General features: G+C 74.1%; 1 protein-coding gene. It reads left to right on the plus strand.

Going from position 1 to position 938, the window contains the following annotated elements; translation table 11 throughout:
* The coding region (locus FV223_RS28605) for a dihydroxy-acid dehydratase (RefSeq protein ID WP_187276296.1) at window positions 1-938 on the plus strand (938 nt) is incomplete at both ends.

Below are 938 nucleotides of genomic sequence, written 5' to 3' on the forward strand. Positions count from 1 at the left end.
GAGCGCATCCGGCTCGCCGAGGCCAGCGGCCGGCGCGCCGCCGAGATGGCGGTCTTGGGCGGTCCCCGCCCGAGCGAGCTCCTGACGCCGGACGCGTTCCGCAACGCGCAGGTGGTGCTCCAGGCGATCGGCGGCTCGACCAACGGGCTGATCCACCTCACCGCCATCGCCAACCGCACGCCGCACGGAATCGACCTCGACGCCTTCGACCGGCTCGGCCGTGCGGTGCCGGTGCTGGTCGACCTGAAGCCGTCCGGCGACCACTACATGGAGCATTTCCACCATGCCGGCGGCGTCCCGAAGCTGATGGCGCAGCTCGGGGACCTGATCGACCTCGACGCCGGGACGGTGGCCGGCGGGACGCTCCGCGACGTGGCCGCGGCGGCCGAGGACGTCCCGGGCCAGACGGTGATCCGGTCGCGGGACAACCCGATCAAGCCGCTGGGCGCGATGGCGGTGCTGCGCGGCAACCTCGCGCCGCGGGGCGCCGTGATCAAGCACAGCGCCGCGAGCCCGGCGCTGCTCCAGCACGAGGGCCGCGCGGTGGTGTTCGCCTCGATCCCCGACATGACCGCGCGGATCGACGACCCCGACCTCGACGTCGGCCCCGACGACGTGCTCGTCCTGCAGAACGCGGGCCCCAAGGGGGCGCCCGGCATGCCCGAGGCCGGCTACCTGCCGATCCCGAAGAAGATCCTCGCCGCTGGGGTGAAGGACATGGTCCGCATCTCCGATGCGCGGATGAGCGGCACCGCCTTCGGCACGATCGTGCTGCACGTCACCCCGGAAGCGGCCGACGGCGGCTCGCTCGGGCTCGTCCGCACCGGCGACCGCATCCGCCTCGACACGGCGGCCCGTCGCATCGATCTCCTAGTGGACGACGCCGAGCTGGAGCGGCGCCGGTCCGAGGCGGGTCCGGCCGAGCGCCCGGCCTGGGC

Source organism: Methylobacterium sp. WL116 (assembly GCF_008039455.1).
Lineage (GTDB): Bacteria > Pseudomonadota > Alphaproteobacteria > Rhizobiales > Beijerinckiaceae > Methylobacterium.